Raw genomic sequence first — 4,156 nt, forward strand, 5'->3', positions numbered from 1 at the left:
GGGGTTGAGCACCAGCGTGCCGCCCACCAGCGCCGCGCGCGGCACGTGGCTGTGGCCGCACAGGACCAGGCTGGCGCGGCGGCAATCCTCCTCGCCGGCCGCGAGGCGCGAGGCGATCTCCTCCGGGCTGGCGGCGCGCAGGCCGATCGAGCCGTGCAGGCCGTAGTCGGGCGTCACCGTCTCCAGCAGGTACTTCAGGTCGCTGGCCGGCGTGCCGTGCACCAGCAGCACCTCGTCGCCGAGCCAGAGCGTGGCCGGCAGCGACTGCAGCCAGCGGGCATGGCGCTCGCCGATCTGGCTGGCGGCGTAGCCGTCGCTGGCGGCCAGGTCGCGCTCACCGGCGGGCCGCTGCCACTCGGCGAGCAGCCTGCGGTCCTGGTTGCCGGCGATGGTGGCGAAGTCGCGCTCCATCAGCAGGTCCGCCGTCTCGGCCGGCATCAGCGGGCCGCTCAGGAGGTCGCCCAGGTTCGCCACCGCGTCGACGCCTTCGCTCTCCACTTCGTCCAGCACCGCCTTCAGCGCCGGCAGGTTGCCGTGGATGTCCGACAGCACCGCGATCTTCAAGCCAGCCCCCGCACCACTTCGAGCGCCTCCTCGATGCGCTCCACCGGATGGATCGTGAGCCCTTCGAATTCGCGCGCCTTGCCCCTGGGCGCGTTGGCCTTGGGCACGACGGCGATGGAAAAACCGAGCTTGGCCGCCTCGCGCAGCCGCTCCTGGCCGCGTGGCGCCGGCCGCACCTCGCCCGCCAGCCCCACCTCGCCGAAGGCGATGAAGCCCTTGGGCAGCGCCCGGCCGCGCAGCGAGGAAGTGATCGCCAGCATCGCCGCCAGGTCCGCGGCCGGCTCGCTGATGCGCACGCCGCCCACCGCGTTGACGAACACGTCCTGGTCCATGCAGGCCACGCCGGCATGGCGGTGCAGCACCGCCAGCAGCATGGCGAGGCGGTCGCGCTCCAGGCCCACCGACAGCCGCCGCGGGCTGGGGCCGCCGCTGTCCACCAGGGCCTGGATCTCCACCAGCATCGGCCGTGTGCCTTCCAGCGTCACCAGCACGCAGCTGCCCGGCACCGGCTCGCTGTGTTGCGACAGGAAGATCGCGCTCGGATTGGCGACGCCCTTGAGGCCCTTTTCCGTCATCGCGAAGACGCCGATCTCGTTGACGGCGCCGAAGCGGTTCTTGATCGCGCGCACCAGCCGGAAGCTCGAATGGGTGTCGCCCTCGAAATAGAGCACCGTGTCCACCATGTGCTCGAGCACGCGCGGGCCGGCGAGCGCCCCTTCCTTGGTGACGTGGCCCACCAGCACCACCGTGGTGCCGCCGGACTTGGCCGCCCGCGTGAGGTGCGCCGCGCATTCGCGCACCTGCGCCACCGAGCCGGGGGCGGAGGTGAGCTGGTCCGAGTACACGGTCTGGATCGAGTCGATCACCGCCACCGCGGGCTGCTGCGCCGCGATGGTGGCCTGGATCTTTTCCAGCTGGATCTCGGCCAGCACCTTCACCTGCGACTGCTCCAGCCCCAGGCGGCGCGAGCGCAGCGCCACCTGGGCGCCGCTTTCCTCGCCGGTGACGTACAGGGTGGGCACGCCCGTGCGCTGCAGGCCGTCGAGCGCCTGCAGCAGCAGGGTGGACTTGCCGATGCCCGGGTCGCCGCCGATCAGGACCACGCCGCCTTCGACGATGCCGCCGCCCAGCACCCGGTCGAGTTCGCCGATGCCGGTGGGCGTGCGCGCCACTTCGGCCGCCTCGATGTCCGCCAGCACCGCCACTTCGGAGGCGGGTGCGAGCGACGCGAAGCGGTTGCGGCCGCCACCGCCCGCCTCGGCCACGCCTTCGATCAGGGTATTCCACGATCCGCAATGCGGACACTTGCCCTGCCACTTGGGCGAGCTGCCTCCGCACTCGGTGCACGCGTAGAGCGTCTTCTCCTTTGCCATTGACCGGAGTGTAGAGGTGAGTACCATCGACCTCGTGCCCGCCCCCCAACCCTTCTCCGAATTCGAAGCCGCCGAGCGCGCCCGTGGTTGCACCGAGGTGCTCGCCCGCTCCTACGAGCCGGAAACGCTGATCCCGGAGCACACCCACGAATTCACCGCCCGCGCCCTCGTGATCCAGGGCGAGATGTGGCTCACCCAGAACGGCACCACCCAGCACCTGAAGCCGGGCGACCGCTTCGAGGTGCTCCGCGGCACGCCGCATGTCGAGAAGTACGGGCCGCAGGGGGCGACGTATTGGGTGGCGCGCAGCGAGTAGCGGCCTACGTTTCACGCCCTTCCAGCAGCAGATCCGCAAACGCCTGCGCCGCCGGCGAGAGCGATCGTTCCGCCTTGCGGATCACCGCCACGCGCCGCTCCACCACCGGGCGGGTGAGCCGGCGCGCGACCAGGCCGGTGGCCGCCACGTCGCGCGTCAGCAGCGAGGCCGGGACGACGGCGATGCCCAGGCCGCTGGCCGCCAGCGCCACCGCGGTGGTGAGCAGCGCCACCTCGTGCTCCACCCGCAGCGCCACGCCGGCGCTCTCGCAGGCCGCGTCGATGCTGCGGCGCACGCCGTAGCCGGCCTTGACGGTGATCACCGGAAAAGCGGCGAGCTGCTTCCACGTGAGCGGCCGGCCCGCCGCGAAATCCCGCCCCGGCTGCCCCATCGCCGCCAACGCGTCGTGCAGGAAGACCTGCTCGCGCAGGCCCGGCACCGACGCCTCCAGCGTACCGATGCCGAAATCCACCCGCCCCGCCAGCAGCGTCTCGACGAACTCGCCGGGGGCGACGTCCTCCAGTTCCACCTTCACCTCGGGATGGACGGCGCGGAAGTCGCGCATCGCCGGCGGCAGCAGGATCTGCGCCACGCTGGAGGTGGCGGCGATGCGCACCCGGCCGCGGCGCGCCCCCGCCACTTCCGCCATCCCGGCGACCAGCCCCTCCAGCTCCGCCAGCGCCCGCTCGGCGTAGGCGATGGCCTCGTTGGCGGCTTCGGTGCGGCGCAGCGTGCGCGTGCTGCGGTCGAACAGCTTCACGCCCAGCTTGTCCTCCAGCTCGCGCAGCAGCACCGTCACGGCCGGCTGCGTGAGCGCGAGTTGCTCCGCCGCGGCCGAGACCTGCCCCGCGTGGTACACGGCCACGAAGGCGCGCAGCTGCCGCACCGAAGGCAGCGCGCGCACGGATAAGGGTCTTTTATGAATCGCCATGAAAGATTCATTGTCGCCGCAGCCGCTCCTTGCCTTTAATCAAGGTTTTCGAACACTGGATGGAGTTGGGATGACGCAGACGCTGCAAGCCCAGGTGCTCGTCGTGGGCGCCGGGCCGGTCGGGCTGACCCTGGCGATGGACCTCGCCCAGCGCGGCGTGGACGTGCTGGTGGCGGAGATCCGCGAGCGCGGCGAGCCGCCGCCCGTGAAGTGCAACCACGTGTCGGCGCGCTCCATGGAGGTGTTCCGCCGCCTGGGCGTGGCGCAGGCCCTGCGCGACGCCGGGTTGCCCGCGGACTACCCGAACGACGTCGCCTACCGCACCACCTTCACCGGCGAGGAGCTCTCGCGCATCCCGATCCCCGCGCGCAAGGACCGCTACACGTCCCTGTACGGGCCCGACACCTGGTGGCCCACGCCGGAGCCGCCGCACCGCATCAACCAGATCTACCTGGAGCCGGTGCTGTTCGCGCATGCCGAGGCCACCCGCGGCGTGCGCATCGTCAACCGCACCCGCGTCGACGACTTCACGCAGGACATCGACGGCGTGCGCGCCAGCGCGGTGAACCTCGACACCGGCGAGCCGCTGCAGATCCGCTGCGAGTACCTGGTCGGCTGCGACGGCGGCCGCTCGAACGTGCGCAAGAAGATCGGCGCCAGGCTCTCCGGCGTGGACGTGGTGGGCCGCGTGCAGTCCACCTTCTTCCGCGCGCCGGACCTGCTGCAGCGCGCGAAGAACCCGCCGGCCTGGGCCACCTTCTCGCTCAACCCGCGCCGCTGCGGCAACGTCTATGCGATCGACGGCCGCGAGACCTTCCTGCTGCACAACTACCTGAAGCCCGAGGAGACGGACTTCGACGCGGTGGACCGCGACTGGGCGATCCGCACCATCCTCGGCGTCGGCCCCGACTTCCGCTACGAGATCATCAGCAAGGAAGACTGGGTCGGCCGCCGGCTGGTGGCCGACCGCTT

General features: G+C 71.6%; 5 protein-coding genes. 2 read left to right on the forward strand and 3 right to left on the reverse strand.

All coding sequences use genetic code 11. The features are described 5' to 3' along the window. A partial coding sequence (locus tag VFM98_RS20710) for a metallophosphoesterase family protein (RefSeq protein WP_325111785.1) occupies positions 1–564 on the reverse strand: 564 nt, incomplete at its 3' end. Then, positions 561–1,937 carry a DNA repair protein RadA gene (gene radA / locus VFM98_RS20715; RefSeq protein WP_325111786.1) on the reverse strand — a complete coding sequence of 459 codons (1,377 nt, stop codon included), beginning with the start codon at positions 1,935–1,937 and terminating at the stop codon, positions 561–563. The genes VFM98_RS20710 and radA, both read right to left, overlap by 4 nt. Positions 1,938–1,953: 16 nt before the next feature. Here radA and VFM98_RS20720 point away from each other — a divergent pair, with 16 nt between their 5' ends. Then, complete coding sequence (locus VFM98_RS20720; RefSeq protein ID WP_325111787.1) at positions 1,954–2,253, forward strand: cupin domain-containing protein; 300 nt, start codon at positions 1,954–1,956, stop codon at positions 2,251–2,253. Between the two features lie 4 nt (positions 2,254–2,257). Here the strand turns inward: VFM98_RS20720 and VFM98_RS20725 are convergent, their stop codons facing one another. After that, positions 2,258–3,157 (reverse strand): LysR family transcriptional regulator, encoded by a 900-nt coding sequence (locus tag VFM98_RS20725; protein WP_325111788.1) that lies wholly within the window; start codon positions 3,155–3,157, stop codon positions 2,258–2,260. Positions 3,158–3,254: 97 nt separating this feature from the next. Here VFM98_RS20725 and VFM98_RS20730 point away from each other — a divergent pair. Beyond that, on the forward strand, positions 3,255–4,156 hold a 902-nt coding region (locus tag VFM98_RS20730; protein ID WP_325111789.1), incomplete at its 3' end, for an FAD-dependent monooxygenase.

Origin of the sequence: Ramlibacter sp. (assembly GCF_035706265.1) — a bacterium.
Lineage (GTDB): Bacteria > Pseudomonadota > Gammaproteobacteria > Burkholderiales > Burkholderiaceae_C > Ramlibacter.